The organism is Paenibacillus glycanilyticus, assembly GCF_051200795.1.
Lineage (GTDB): Bacteria > Bacillota > Bacilli > Paenibacillales > Paenibacillaceae > Pristimantibacillus > Pristimantibacillus glycanilyticus.
Genome location: NZ_CP195155.1, coordinates 4,958,137 through 4,971,458, shown reverse-complemented (window position 1 = coordinate 4,971,458; position 13,322 = coordinate 4,958,137). Strand labels below are relative to the sequence as shown.

Below are 13,322 nucleotides of genomic sequence, written 5' to 3'. Positions count from 1 at the left end.
AAAAGGAGGCTGTCCGGCCTCTTTTTTCGTTTTTTATACCTATTTCCATTTGCTTCATTCCCCTTCGAACATTACAATGGTATAAGCTATACCCAATTTAACCATGTAAGTCAGGTGCTGATATTAATGAATACGATAGATTACGCTTTGAAAAACAATACCCTCACGCCATTATCTCCCCTTAATGATCCTTGGGACCCGATCCGATCCTTGCAGCAATATGGACGCCATACCTTGACCAGTGTCGAGATGACCGTATCCAACCTTTGTAATATGCGCTGCGAGCATTGCGCCGTAGGCGATACGCTTGTAATGTCGGAGCCGGCTAAGCTTCCTCTAGAGCTGATGATCAAACGTCTGGATGAAGTGAAGCATTTGGAGACCATAAGCATTACGGGCGGTGAGCCGTCTTTCTCGGATCGCACCGTGAAGGAGTACATGGTTCCGCTTCTTCAATATGCGAGAAGCCGCGGCATTCGTTCGCAGATTAACTCGAATGTCACGCTGCCTTATAGCCGCTATGAGCAGCTCGCTCCTTATCTGGACGTGATGCATATTTCTTTTAACTATACGAATGCGGACGATTTCCACCAGATTGGCTTCGCGAAGGCCGGCCATGCGGTATCCCGCGAAGCCGCTGCCAAGCTGTATGACCGGATGATTGATAATGCCAAGCGGTTAAGCGATGCTGGCGTTCTTGTATCCGCCGAATCGATGATTAACTACCGCACTCATCATCAAATTGAAGAAATTCACCGGTTAATTATCGAGATGGGCTGTCAGCGCCATGAGGTGCATCCGATGTATCCTAGCTCGTTCGCGAAGGATCTCCCGGTCTTATCCAAGGAAGATATGCAACGGGCGATCAGCAGACTGCTCGATACTAGGGACAAGAATGTGTGGATGCTGTTCGGGACCCTGCCGTTCTATCAGTGCAGTGACAATCCGGAGGAACGAAAGCTCTTGTCGAGACTGGCTTCGGAGCCGAATGTGACGGTGCGTAATGATCCGGACGGCCGTAACCGTCTGAACGTAAATCTTTTTACCGGTGAAGTATTTGTAACCGACTTCTCGGATGTGCCTGCATTTGGCAACATTAATGATGAGCAGCTGGACCAATTGTTTGATCGCTGGCTTGACCATAAGCTCGCAAAAAGCGTGAACTGCCATTGTCCGGCGGCCGCTTGCTGCGGTCCAAACCTGCTGGTGAAAGACATGTATTATAAGGATGAGGATTTCCACCAGAAGAAAGCCATTCTTTAAGCTTCCGCGCGGAAAAGGGGACATTACTTTCGGAAATGGGCGTATGCTGATAGTGGACGAAGCTCATACGAAAGTCATAGCCCCGCTTACATAACGGTTCGTAAACTTTTCCAGAGGAAAGGAGGTATCGTTAGAGTGTCGATTAAAACGTTAGTCATGGTTGCGTTTGGGCTGTTCCTGTTGTATCTGTTGTTTACGGTTGGGGCGCCGTTCCTGCTTGCGCTGGTTGTCGCTATTTTCCTCGAGCCGCTAACCCAGTTTCTGATCCGCCGGCTTAAGACCAATCGTCTCGTAGCTTCGACGATTTCAAGCAGCCTGTTTACGGTTATCCTGATTGGACTCATGGCGCTGCTGGGTGTCAAGGTGGTCGCGGAGCTTATCGCCTTCGCGCAGAAAGTACCCAACTATGTTGGGGATGCCAGTACATACGTAACCGATCTGGTCGAGAATGCAAGATCGCTTTATGCGAACTTCTCGCCGGATACCGTAGGCCAGATCGAGAATTGGCTGACCGATATGAGCAAGTCGCTTACAGGTATGGTAGGCACATTGTCGTCCTCCGTTATTTCTTTCGCTTCGGGGATTCCGAGCATGTTCATTTTCTTTATCGTCTTTCTCGTTGCGGTGTACATGTTCGGCTTCAGCCTCAATACGATGAAAGATACGTTCCTGACGCTGTTCGAGGAGAAATCAAGGCCTCAAGTCAATGAAGTACTCGAAAATTTGAAAAAGTCGATCTTTGGCTTCCTTCGGTCGCAAATTATTCTGAGTGCTCTAACCTACATCCTCTCGTTGATCGGTCTGATTATCCTGGATATCAAGTATCCGCTGGCGATCGCCCTTCTTATCGTAATCGTGGATATTATGCCAATCTTGGGTACGGGCACGGTGCTAGTCCCATGGGGAACTTATCTAGTGATCACCGGTGACCTGTATGCCGGAATTGGACTCTACATCCTGTTCCTGTTCATGACGGTATTCCGCCGCATTGTAGAGCCGAAGATTCTGGGCGATTCGGTAGGCATCGGCTCCTTGTCCGCTTTGATCAGCTTGTACGTTGGTTTTAAGCTGGTTGGCGTAATCGGGGTTTTCCTTGGACCGCTGGTTGTCATTATCTACATGGCAATCCGCAAAGCAGGTTTATTCAAAATAAATATTAAGCTATAACGCGATCCGGCAGATGCTGCCGGATTTTTTTATTTTGCAATTCGATTACGTATGGAATATTTGATGTTTTTTTCGGTATTCTCCGGGGGTATACGAAGTGTGGCGCTTAAGCAGACGCGAAAAGTAATTTATATCCTGAAAGCCGCATTGCTCCCCGACTTTAACCAGAGGAAGCTTGGTATGCGCGAGGAGTTTTTTTGCGCGATCGATCTGCAAGTGATGCCTGTACTGCATGGGGCTCATGCCGGAATATTCCTTTAGACAGCGCGCCAAATAGTCGAAATGATAATTTAAATCCAATTCAATCCGTTTGGAATCGAAAGGAAGTTCGAGCTGGTCTGCCAGGTAGGAAGCCATCATCTCGCCAATTTCGTATGTGCGGGCATTTGGGCTGTTCTCCCGTAGTCCATTCTGTAAGAGAATGAGAAGCTGACCGAAGAGGATCTCTAATTCGAAAGAGCGCGAAAGAGTCAGCTTGCTGTGCAATTTGATCATTTCTTGCAACAAGGGAACGATTGCCCGCACATTGATAGCTGCAAACTTGGGAATATCGATGATGGCGGGGGGAGGGACGATATCCTGGTCCGTTACCTGCAGCAGGGGCTGGGGGGAGATGAACTTCTCTTTCAGTAGCAAAAGCTCGGGCGACGGGTATTGAAAATGGATCCAGTACACTTCCGTTTCCGATTCCGTGGGGCGGTAGCCACCGTGTATTTTCCCGGGTTCCAGAAGAAGCATCATCCCTTGTTCAAGCATGTACGGGATATCGTTCTCTTCCATGTATAACGTACCTTTGGTGCAGATAATCAGGTCGTATACATTGAATTGGCGGCGAGCATGCACAACTCCGCTTTGCCACAGCGTATGCCCGATAGTCGTCAATAAAGGAAATGGCGGGACGGGCAGTTCGACGACCAGCATGGTATCATCTCCTTCTAATCCATGTAGATATTGTATGATTATTAGTCGTCATTGTCTGATTAATTCAATAAATAAATGAGATACATTAGTAGATATCATACGATATCGAGTGGTTGCTCGCAATAATAAGGAGGATCAAAAAAATGATAAACCCCGAGCTGGTGCAGAGGCAGAAATGGTTTGTTAATCAACGATTCGGCATGTTTATTCACTTCAATAGCGCTACCTTTCAGTTTGCCGATACGGAAATAGAGGATTGGGAATATGCGCACGAGAATCACGACGAGCCTCGCAGATTCCCTTTTGACCCGAAGAGCTGGAATCCGTCAGAATTGGATTGCGCGCAGTGGGCTAAGGCAGCTCAATCAGCAGGTATGAAGTTTGCCGCATTAACAGCGAAGCATCACGAAGGGTTCAGCTTATGGCCGACCCGTTATACGGAGCACAGCGTGAAAAACGCAGCCATTCAGCGTGATGTCGTCAAGGAGTACCTGGATGCTTTCAGGCAAGAAGGCATTGAGGCGGGGCTTTATTTCTCTATGCTGGACTTGCACCATCAAATCGGCCGTAAGAAGTGTACGCCAGAGGATAAGCATTTTATCAAAAATCAACTGGAGGAGCTGCTGACAAGCTATGGAGAGATTCCGTTCATCATCATCGATGGGTGGAACGCGCATTGGGGTGGTCCGAATTACGAGGAGCTTCCGTTCGAAGAGATAGATGAATGGGTAAAAGGATTCCAACCGCAATGCTTGCTGATGAATATCAGCTGCGAATCGACATTGGAGCATACGGATATCGTCTTTTACGAGAATGCCGCCGGTCAGGAAATAGAAGATTCCTTCAGCGGGCCGGGTGCAAGCTGCAACATTCTGACCAAAACCTGGTTCTGGAGAAAAACCGATTCCACTATGGAATTGAAAAGTACGGATTGGGTATTGCAAAAGGTTGAGGATGCGAATCGTCACAACGTCACGTTCTTATTGAACGGGGCGCCGAACCAAAGGGGACTCCTCGACAAAAATATAGAAGAGCGCTTTGCAGAAATCGGGACGCGTTTCGTGCAGCTCAAAGAGCTTGATGACGTGCCAGCGAACTGGCTGTATCGTGCTGAGACGTCCCCTCGACACTATGGTTGAAATTAGGTGATATTGAGCTGTTTCTTTAATGTAAGAAGAGGAACGATAAGGATCCGGCAGCTGCTGTCGGATTTTTTTTTATTGTGATAATGGGGAAAAGCCCTGCCCGCATACAGTTATTAGGAGATGTCTAATTGTCGGGAGGGATATCCGGATGACCACCGAGAGCAATGACCGCGTGGAAAGCAACAATAGTATGGCTGCTCAAGCTATGAACAGTGTTCCGAATGCAGCAAACGTATTTCATGCAGAGGCAAATGCAGCTAACGCAGAAAATGTTGCGGCTGCAGCCAATAATGCCCCTATGCCAAATATGGCGCCAGTAGAGAACATGGCAATAGGCAAGGAAAATACGGGGTACAAGACCGCAAATAACACAAACCCGCTTAATCAGGTCCATGTGTATGAGCCTTTTATCGGTCCATGCGATCCATGTCCGCCGATGAAACTGAAAACTTATGTCTTACCGCCTCACCTGTTTATCCCGTATCAGCCGCAGGGGCTGCCCCAGTATCCTATCCATGAGGCATTAAGGCGGGGAACGCTCTGGCCGGCATTGTTCAGCTCCTATCAGTCCAGGTATTACTTGTAAAGTAAGAAGTAAGAATTATCACAAATGGCCAGGTACTGGCCCAAATGTGTGACAATTCTCGGTTTACGCTTACGAAGTAAGAATTGCTTCGCAATTCTCGGTTTACGCTTACGAAGTAAGAATTATCACAAATGGCCAGAGAATGGCCAAATGGGTGACAATTCTTAAGGTTTATGCTTTCGAAGTAAGAATTGCTTCGCAATTCTTTTGAGGAGGTTGATTTTCTTGAGCATTGTTCTGGACGAACAATACTATAGCAAGCTGGAAGAGCTTCAGGCGATAAGTTTTGCCTTGGTGGAATTGACCTTATATTTGGACACCCATCCGCATGACGCACAGGCGATCCAGCAGTTTAATCAGCTTGCAATGCAGCAGCATCAATGCAGGCAGGCGTTCGAAAGCCTATACGGCCCAACGCTTCAATTCGGGAACAGCTTCTCAAATTATCCCTGGCAGTGGTCTCAAAGTCCATGGCCGTGGCAGGTGTAGTAACACGGTTTGAGCCTGTATTTCCACTTGAGAAAGGGGACGTGTCAAACGGATGTGGTTATACGAGAAGAAGTTGCAATACCCCGTCAGGGTAAGCAAATGTGATCCTAGGATGGCCAGATACTTAATTGAGCAATACGGTGGGGCAGATGGCGAATTATCCGCTGCGCTGCGATATTTGAATCAACGGTATTCGATTCCGGATAAAGTCATAGGGCTATTAACGGATATAGGCACGGAAGAATTTGCCCACTTGGAGATGATCGCTACAATGGTCTATAAATTGACAAAAGATGCAACTCCTAGGCAGTTGGATGAGGCGGGGCTAGGAGAGAACTTTGTCAACCATGATAATGGTATGATGTATGTGAATGCTTCGGGTGTTCCGTGGACTGCAGCTTATATCCAGGCGAAAGGAGATCCAATCGCTGATCTGTATGAGGATATTGCCGCTGAGGAGAAGGCACGCGCCACCTACCAATGGCTAATCGATATGACTGATGATGTGGATTTACAGGATGGCTTAAAGTTTCTTCGTGAACGTGAGATTGTCCATTCGTTGAGGTTCAGAGAAGCGGTTGAGATGATTAAGTCTGATTGGGGCACGAAGAAAGTTTTTAAGGTCTAATTGAACCATAGAATATGGGAAAAGAATATTGTCTCTGGCAGAGATGAGGTCAGGGGTTCGATCCCCCTTGGCTCCACCATAATAAAACACTCAAAACCCTTGTGTTTCAAGGGTTTTTTCTTATTTTTTAAAACGATGCTTATTAGCGGTAAAGTACCCGATTTCGGTAATTGGGGACGGATTGGGGACGAAAAATATTTGAGGTATTTTGGGGCCACTGAAGAACTTAGTTTTTTTGAACGTAACTATTGGGGCAGCCGCTCTTGAAATACTCACTGAGAAGCATATATCGGTAACGGAAGCAAACGTATGAAGCAGCATGTCTCTTTCTATGTCCAGCCGGCGATTACGAATCCAACGCAGGGGCGAGGTATAATGTATCGCTTGAAAATCGCGTTTGAATGTCGACAAACTTCGACCAGACAAGTAGGCAAGATCCTTACGCGAAACCGGATTTGTAACATTCAGTTCCATAATTTCTGTAATTCCTTTTCTGACCCTTCGTTTTAATTGCAGGAATTGATAGAAAAACTGTTCGTCGGCATCCGCAACATCAAACAATAGTTCCAGCAGTTTACCTCTGACTAACCCTTCTTTCAAGATCTCGCTTTGAATTCCAATAAGCGTGATAGGCATTCGTAATTCGTAAAAAGCTCCCCTTTACAGTAATCAGGTTGCATTTTTCACCTGTCCGCCATAAGGGGAGCATAGTCACTTTAAGGGTTGCTGCGGTATTTATAATTAAATAACTTTACAAAATTGTTGTTGTTTTATCTTTTTTGACCAGTGCTGGAATATACTTCAAATGTGGAAATCGTCGGACACCAACGGGATTCTTCGATTACCAGTCTGATCTGCCTTGCCGTGGTTTCAGCAAAGGTTAGGATACGTTTATAGCCTACAATCGTGCAACCGGCTGCTCGCTTCCATACTCCGTCCTCCAGAACCTCTATACGAAGTTTTTCAATACGCTGGCCAGAGCGAATATGTTCTTGCAGTACGATGGTATCAAAGGTTTGGGTAGTCCCAAGGTCAATGTCAATAACAGCCTGTTCAGTTCCTTCCAGTGGACACCAGTAAGTATCTTTGCTGCCATCAAGCATGCGCATTGCATTGTGCTCCTCATCAAGCGATTCCTCTGCAATTGCAACAGCCCCGGAGGCAAGGTTATGTTGGAAAACCGTTCTGATGACTTGACCAAGTTCCGCCATGCGACAGGCGTCGTTCTCATGGATAAGCCCCCGTTGGTCTGGAGGTAGATTCAATAGAAATGTAGAGTTGCCTCCAACGGATTTGTAATAAATATCGAGCAGGGCCTCAAGGCTTCTTACCTTGTCGTCTTCGGCGGAATGATAGAACCATCCTGGCCGAATGGATGTATTTACTTCAGCGGGATACCATATTAGCTTCTCTTTGTTCTTAATGGCTTCTCTGCTTCCCAGATTCTCGTCGCGGGAATTAGAGCGTTTGGAGAACTCGCCATCGTCGACATGCTGGGATTCCTCCTGAATTTTCTCGCAATCCTGGAGCTCTTCGGGAACAACGCTCCATTCCGAATCCCTCGTATGTCCAGCCTCATTGCCGCACCACCGAACATCCGGACCGCATACGGAAATGACCGCATTTGGTTGAAGCTCGCGAATAACTTCGTAATAGCCGTCCCAATCGTACACTTGCTTTAAGCCATTAGGTCCTTCTCCGCATGCGCCGTCAAACCATACACAAAAGACATCTCCATAGGCGGTGAGAAGCTCCCGAAGCTGATCCTTGAAGTAATCGTTATATTCCTCGGTTCCGTAGCGCTGATCATGCCGGTCCCATGGCGACAGATAGACACCAAAGGCTAATCCGCCTTCGCGGCAGGCATCGGCTACTTCACGTACCATGTCGCCTGCTCCGTCTTTCCACGGACTATTCTTAACCGAATGATCGGTATGCGAACTCGGCCATAGACAGAAACCGTCATGATGCTTGCAGGTCAGAATGAGTCCTTTCATGCCTGCCGATTTGCATACCTCAACCCACTGCTTTGCGTCAAAATCGCTTGGATTAAAGATCGAGGGTTCTTCGTCTCCAAGTCCCCACTCTTTGTCCGTGAACGTATTAACTCCGAAGTGAATGAAGGAATAGAACTCAAGCTCTTGCCAGGCCAATTGTCTTGCTGAAGGTGCGATTTGCGCAACTTGTTTGATGCGTTCTGTCATATGTGGTCTCCTCCTAATGGTAGATCTTAAATTAATAGCTCTGCTTCATAGCCGCTAAGGACCATCACTTGATCGAAACGGCGACCCGTCAATAACCCCGTTGCAGGCTTGTTGAGCGTAATGGCTTGCTCCGTGCCAGTCGTATTTACGTAGATGACGGAATCATCCTCAAGTCTGCGCGCGACTACGCCAAGAGGAGTAATTGGCCCCTTGATAATACCCAGATCCGGATAAAGCTGCTCAAGCAGCGAGCTTATAAAGGAAGTTTCCGCAGGAATCGCGACATAAATAGCTTCTCCCTTACCATAACGGTTCCTCGTAACGGCAGGGGACGATTCAAGCGTATTTGTGAAAGTGGCCATTGCCTCTGCAGTGCGGACTTCGAGTATCTCATAATAATCGATCTCAGGAACATGCTTCGAATCCCCGAGTTGAATAACCGGACGCTCACGTTCCAGCCTAAGCTCGACCTTCTCCAGACCTCCGGCGTTTTCGGAAGGAGTATGGCTTCTGGTGCGCGTGAACGCTCCGCAACGGATGCCGAATACATCGCTGAGCTCCCCCGGTAAGGTTGTGTCGAATACTTGGTTGTGTTCATTGACCTTAGCAGAGTAAGCTGTCATGATAACGGTCCCGCCATTCTCCGTAAAGGAACGAATAGCTGCAGCGGAGGCTTTGTCCATGACAGCATGACCAGGAACAAGAAGGATTTTGTAGTCCTTGCGCATATCTCGCAAATTCACGATGTTGCAGTCTAGGTTAGCTCTAACAACCGAATCGTAAGCTTGAAGCACCTGATGGGTATAATCAGATTTATAGTAGCTGCGGTTGCCGGCCATAACCTTCAAGCTTTCATAGGAATAAGCGATGGCAATTTCCGGTTTTGTTTTTCGCGGGAAGCCATGGTCCTGCAGCAGCTTGAATTCCTCCGAGAATTGCTTGAATTCGTCATATTTCCAGCCTGGAACACCGTCATGATCGAGCAGGCCGAATATATACTGTTCTTCTCCCCCAAGCATAGAGCGCCAGGTCCAAGCACAAACTGCCTGAGATCTATAAACGAGAGATAAATATGCATACATTCTCATCGCTTTACGAGGAGATCCGTAGCCTCCAAAATCGCCTGTCTGGAATTCGAGGCACCATATAGGTTCGTCAAGCTCTCCGGTACGGTGATCCATGAAGAAGCACGCAGCCGTCAAAGCGCGCCTGTCTTCAGGGTTGGTGCCCGGATAGAAGCCGATGCCCGGTAAATCTACGATTTCCCGGTATTGCTTCAAGTAATCGAATCCGTAACCGGGATTTTCAGACCAGTGATTGGTAGTCTCTCTTACACCCGGAGCTAATTTTTTGACTAGATCGCTCAATTTCTGCATATAGGCTAACGTTTCGTCTGAATAGAAACGCCACATATCCAGAACACGTTCCGGAGCGCCTTGAACCTTACCGGATACAGGGAGGACAACATCATGGAAGCTGCCCAGCTTGCGCGACCATCTTTGGGAGGTCCAAGCAGCATTCAGATTACCTATTGTCTCGTATTTTTGGCTAAGCCACTCTATAAAACGATCCCTTGCAGCGTTGGAATAGGAAGGAGCCCCGGAGCCAAGCTCGTTACATAGACCAAAAGCGTATAGCGCAGGGTGGCTTCGGTACCGGCCTATCAGCTTTTCGGCGAATCGCAGCGCATATTCCTGGAAGGCCGGATGCCCGATATCCTCCATATAACGTGATTGTGCTTCCATTCGAATACCATTGGTATCGGTGAGACTAATGTCCGGGTATTTCTTATGCAGCCAAGTAGGCGCAGGGCGGGTGGCGATATCAAGTACAACCTGGATCCCTGCTTCATGGAACAGGTCCATAACCTCGTCAAACCACTCAAACGTAAAATTCCCTTCGGAAGGCTCATAGCTGTCCCAACATAAATGCCCGAGCCGGACAATGTTAAAAGAAGCTTCGCGCATGAATTCAATGTCGCGTCTCCACCGCTCTGGTGGCCAGTCATGCGGATGGTAGTTTGTTCCTGCAAATAACAAGTTGATCACCGCCATATAAAAATTATAAAAGATACAAACTATAATAGATGCTGTAAAGTGAATAGGATATATAAAATAGACAACGATTTATATAAGAATATGAACTTAAAAATAACTGACCAAAATAGTTGCATATTTCTCGTTTTATTCGTATTTAATCGATTAGGGAGAGGGAAGTATACTGGAATTCAGTCATATACAAGGAGGTCATGAAATGAAAAAAAGATTCACAAGAAAGACGTCAGTCGCCCTGATTGCAGGCCTTGCTCTACTGACAGCGGCGGGATGCAGCTCGACTGCCCCGAATTCCAACTCGAGCGCGAATCAGAATGGGCAAGGAAACAACGGGAATACCGCGGGTAAAGAAGCCACCATTACGCTCGGACGCGTTGTCGGCTCTGACAACCAATTTAAGAATGGCGAGAGTATCGAAGATAACGTTCATACCCGTTGGGCGAAGGAAAGGTTTGGTATTAATTTTAAGGTGGACTGGACTGTCGGCACGGGGGAGGCTTACGCTACTAGGCTGCGATTGCTGCTTAATTCCAATGACAAGCTGCCGGATGTGTTTACATTAAGCGATCCTACTCTAGAGAACCAGGTTGTTGATTCCGGCAAAGTAATGTCTATAGATGAAGCGTTTGATAAATTTGCTTCGCCGCGAATCAAAGAACTGTACGCCAAGTATCCTGAAATCTGGAATACGGTCACCTACGACGGCAAGCATTACGGTCTTCCGACGTTTAATGCGAACAGCTCCTTCAGCGTCTTGTGGATTCGTCAAGATTGGCTGGACAAGCTGGGGCTCAAAGCGCCAAAAACGATTGATGAAATGGAAAACGTCATGGATGCATTTGTAAATAAAGATCCGGACGGCAATGGGGTGAAGGATACCATTGGCTTATCCGTATCCCTAAAAAAAGGCGTATCGGCCGTTAAAGATACGTATATGGTTTCGAGTGACTTTATTTTCGGAAAAAAAGCCGTTCCGACTTATTGGACGCAAGCAGAGGATGGAACCCTGCAATACGGATCTATTCAACCAACGGTCAAGGAAGGACTTACGAAACTTAGCGAATGGATGAGCAAAGGCTATCTGGACAAGGATGCCGGCGTGCAGGATGAAGCGAAGGCAGCGGAGAGCTTCGTCCAAGGGAAATCGGGCATGGTATTTGGACCTACTTGGATGGCGACTTACCCGTTTAACGCGGATATGAAGTTTAATTATGTACCTGTGCAGATTCCTGCGGGCATAGACGGCAATATGGGGTTTGGCAGCGAGCCGCAATCATCCGTTCGGTTCTATTTCAATAAGGATTTCAAATACATGGAGGCCTTCTTTAACTATCTGGATGCTATTATGGGACCAGGCTTCTATGACCCTGAATCGGAGCTCGCCAACGGTTGGGCGGAAGGCTACGACTATGTCATGGTTAACGGAGAGCCGGTGTATGACCATGATAAAATTCCAGGCGGATGGATCGACGTGAAGAAATATTCGATTTATGGCAATGATATCCAAACGCCAAAGAAAGAGCTTGAAGTAATGGCTAAGCTAGGTCAAGGGGTTAAACCTGAGACCCCTTACGAGAAGTATTTCTCAGCAAGACCGAAAAAATGGGCTGATGCTGCTGCGGTTCTCCAGACCTACATCGATGACGCTGCGGTATATGATCAATTTACCGGGCCGCCAACGAAGACGATGGCACAAAAAGGCGAATTGCTTCGCAAAATGGAGAACGAGACCTTCCTGAAAATTATTTATGGGCAGGAGTCGCCTGATTCGTTCGACAGCTTTGTTGATAAATGGAAATCCTCGGGCGGTGACGAGATTACGAAAGAAGTAAACGATTGGTACCAATCGGTTAAAAAATAAAGACAAGCCAATGGCGGCAGGCCTTTCGCAACAATGATAAGGTTAGGCCTGCCTTACTCAATGAAATCGAAGAAAGGGGCTGTACAAATCATGGAATGGAAAAAAGGCAGGGTAAGGTTTATTCGCCAGCTGCCCCTACATTTTCTTATATTGCCTTCAATCATCTGTCTGCTTATATTCAATTATGCTCCTATGGCTGGTTTGCTTATGGCCTTTCAGGATTATAAGCCTCGTCTTGGCATTCTTCATTCGCCGTGGGCAGGACTTGAGCATTTTCGGTATATGTTTTCGTATCCGGATAGCGTTCAGGTTATATACAATACTTTACTGATAGCCTCTCTCAAAATAGCGGCAAACACCGTGGTGCCTATCGTGTTCGCACTCCTTCTTAACGAAGTGAGAGCGATCGTATTCAAGCGATTTGTTCAAACGTTTGTTTATTTGCCGCATTTTCTGTCGTGGGTCATTCTAGGCGGTATCCTTACAGACGTACTGGGCAATAAAGGTATTGTCAACCATTTGCTCTCCTTGACTGGCACTGACCCTGTTTTCTTTCTGGGGGACGGCACATGGTTCAGGATTACGGTCATTATAAGCGATGTGTGGAAAGAGTTTGGATTCTCTACGATTATTTATCTGGCAGCCATGAGCGGAATCAATATGGCCTTATACGAAGCAGCCGAAATTGATGGAGCCGGCCGTTTCAAACAGACTCTTCACGTTACTTTGCCGGCCATGGTGCCCGTCATACTCGTTGTGAGTACGCTTGCTCTGGGTAACATTCTGAATGCCGGGTTCGACCAGATCTTTAACTTGTATAACCCGCTTGTTTACCGGGAAGGGGATATCATTGACACCTTTGTCTACCGGGTTGGTCTGATGGGCGGATCGTTTAGCTTTGCGACAGCAGTCGGCTTGTTCAAATCGGCAGTCAGCTTTGTATTGATTGTCGTGTCGTATAGACTAGCTTACCGGTTTGGTAACTACCGTATTTTCTAAGTAAA

The 13,322-nt window shown here is 47.2% G+C and carries 12 protein-coding genes; 8 read left to right on the top strand and 4 right to left on the bottom strand.

The features are described from left to right. Nucleotides 1-126: 126 nt before the first annotated feature. Together yfkAB and ytvI are read left to right on the top strand one after the other, a co-directional pair. On the top strand, nt 127-1,263 hold the full coding sequence (yfkAB, locus tag ACR9FF_RS22540) for a radical SAM/CxCxxxxC motif protein YfkAB (protein ID WP_127495537.1): 1,137 nt from the start codon (nt 127-129) through the stop codon (nt 1,261-1,263). A 135-nt stretch (nt 1,264-1,398) separates the two neighbouring features. Further along, complete coding sequence (gene ytvI / locus ACR9FF_RS22535; protein ID WP_127495536.1) at nt 1,399-2,430, top strand: sporulation integral membrane protein YtvI; 1,032 nt, start codon at nt 1,399-1,401, stop codon at nt 2,428-2,430. A gap of 45 nt (nt 2,431-2,475) precedes the next feature. Here ytvI and ACR9FF_RS22530 read toward each other — a convergent pair whose 3' ends face one another. Continuing rightward, nucleotides 2,476-3,351, bottom strand: coding sequence for an AraC family transcriptional regulator (locus ACR9FF_RS22530; RefSeq protein ID WP_435164982.1), 876 nt, complete (start codon nt 3,349-3,351; stop codon nt 2,476-2,478). Nucleotides 3,352-3,494: 143 nt separating this feature from the next. On the opposite strand from ACR9FF_RS22530, the gene ACR9FF_RS22525 reads away from it, so the two are divergent. The 4 genes from ACR9FF_RS22525 to ACR9FF_RS22510 all read left to right on the top strand — a co-directional run bounded on the left by ACR9FF_RS22525 (nt 3,495) and on the right by ACR9FF_RS22510 (nt 6,199). Next, nucleotides 3,495-4,490 carry an alpha-L-fucosidase gene (locus tag ACR9FF_RS22525; RefSeq protein WP_127495534.1) on the top strand — a complete coding sequence of 332 codons (996 nt, stop codon included), beginning with the start codon at nt 3,495-3,497 and terminating at the stop codon, nt 4,488-4,490. Nucleotides 4,491-4,932: 442 nt separating this feature from the next. After that, on the top strand, nt 4,933-5,082 hold the full coding sequence (locus ACR9FF_RS22520) for a spore coat associated protein CotJA (protein ID WP_236013581.1): 150 nt from the start codon (nt 4,933-4,935) through the stop codon (nt 5,080-5,082). A gap of 225 nt (nt 5,083-5,307) precedes the next feature. Next, entirely contained in the window at nt 5,308-5,571 is a 264-nt protein-coding gene (locus tag ACR9FF_RS22515; RefSeq protein WP_244935612.1) for a spore coat protein CotJB, read from the top strand. A gap of 52 nt (nt 5,572-5,623) precedes the next feature. Beyond that, nucleotides 5,624-6,199, top strand: a complete 576-nt coding sequence (locus ACR9FF_RS22510; RefSeq protein WP_116394337.1) for a manganese catalase family protein — start codon at nt 5,624-5,626, stop codon at nt 6,197-6,199. 120 nt (nt 6,200-6,319) lie between these two features. Here the strand turns inward: ACR9FF_RS22510 and ACR9FF_RS22505 are convergent, their stop codons facing one another. The 3 genes from ACR9FF_RS22505 to ACR9FF_RS22495 all read right to left on the bottom strand — a co-directional run bounded on the left by ACR9FF_RS22505 (nt 6,320) and on the right by ACR9FF_RS22495 (nt 10,442). Next, complete coding sequence (locus ACR9FF_RS22505) at nt 6,320-6,799, bottom strand: hypothetical protein (protein WP_435164977.1); 480 nt, start codon at nt 6,797-6,799, stop codon at nt 6,320-6,322. A gap of 170 nt (nt 6,800-6,969) precedes the next feature. Then, a complete protein-coding gene (locus tag ACR9FF_RS22500) occupies nt 6,970-8,403 on the bottom strand; it encodes an alpha-L-fucosidase (RefSeq protein ID WP_435164974.1) in 1,434 nt (477 codons plus the stop codon). 26 nt (nt 8,404-8,429) lie between these two features. Next, nucleotides 8,430-10,442: a beta-galactosidase gene (locus tag ACR9FF_RS22495; RefSeq protein ID WP_435164971.1), complete on the bottom strand. Its 2,013-nt coding sequence runs from the start codon at nt 10,440-10,442 to the stop codon at nt 8,430-8,432. Between the two features lie 214 nt (nt 10,443-10,656). On the opposite strand from ACR9FF_RS22495, the gene ACR9FF_RS22490 reads away from it, so the two are divergent. Then, nucleotides 10,657-12,318, top strand: coding sequence for an extracellular solute-binding protein (locus tag ACR9FF_RS22490; RefSeq protein WP_435164968.1), 1,662 nt, complete (start codon nt 10,657-10,659; stop codon nt 12,316-12,318). 90 nt (nt 12,319-12,408) lie between these two features. Next, the gene (locus ACR9FF_RS22485; protein ID WP_435164965.1) at nt 12,409-13,317 is read left to right on the top strand and encodes an ABC transporter permease; all 909 of its coding nucleotides are present in this window, start codon (nt 12,409-12,411) and stop codon (nt 13,315-13,317) included. Nucleotides 13,318-13,322 lie beyond the last annotated feature (5 nt).

Bases quoted from the DNA above. Each gene is read 5' to 3' on its own strand.
- ACR9FF_RS22520 (WP_236013581.1), top strand. From the start codon at position 4,933: ATGAAACTGAAAACTTATGTCTTACCGCCTCACCTGTTTATCCCGTAT.
- ACR9FF_RS22485 (WP_435164965.1), top strand. From the start codon at position 12,409: ATGGAATGGAAAAAAGGCAGGGTAAGGTTTATTCGCCAGCTGCCCCTA.
- ACR9FF_RS22525 (WP_127495534.1), top strand. From the start codon at position 3,495: ATGATAAACCCCGAGCTGGTGCAGAGGCAGAAATGGTTTGTTAATCAA.
- yfkAB (WP_127495537.1), top strand. From the start codon at position 127: ATGAATACGATAGATTACGCTTTGAAAAACAATACCCTCACGCCATTA.
- ACR9FF_RS22500 (WP_435164974.1), bottom strand. From the start codon at position 8,403: ATGACAGAACGCATCAAACAAGTTGCGCAAATCGCACCTTCAGCAAGA.
- ACR9FF_RS22490 (WP_435164968.1), top strand. From the start codon at position 10,657: ATGAAAAAAAGATTCACAAGAAAGACGTCAGTCGCCCTGATTGCAGGC.
- ACR9FF_RS22510 (WP_116394337.1), top strand. From the start codon at position 5,624: ATGTGGTTATACGAGAAGAAGTTGCAATACCCCGTCAGGGTAAGCAAA.
- ACR9FF_RS22530 (WP_435164982.1), bottom strand. From the start codon at position 3,351: ATGCTGGTCGTCGAACTGCCCGTCCCGCCATTTCCTTTATTGACGACT.